A 278-nucleotide genomic window follows, 5' to 3' on the forward strand; every position below is an offset into this window, starting at 1 on the left:
TCAAATCCGCTCCCAATTTATCTCGGATCCGATTGACATGAACAGCAACTGTTGCACTATCTCCAACATAGTCATATCCCCAAATGGTTTCAAACAAGTGATCTTTAGAGAATACTCGGTTAGGGTGTTTTGCTAGATAAACCAGCAATTCAAATTCACGATTAGGCAATTTGATTTCCTGACCATCCAAAGTCACTTTCCAATTATCCAAGAAAATAGTCATATTCCCAACTGTTAATTCATTATGATCATTATCCTTTTGAAAACGCTGGTAGCGA

General features: G+C 37.4%; 1 protein-coding gene. It reads right to left on the reverse strand.

Translation table 11 applies throughout. From position 1 onward, the window contains the following. The coding region (locus tag C1E99_RS13775) for a winged helix-turn-helix domain-containing protein (protein WP_161951231.1) at window positions 1-278 on the reverse strand (278 nt) is incomplete at both ends.

It is taken from the genome of Streptococcus suis (assembly GCF_002964045.1).
Classification (GTDB): domain Bacteria; phylum Bacillota; class Bacilli; order Lactobacillales; family Streptococcaceae; genus Streptococcus; species Streptococcus suis_U.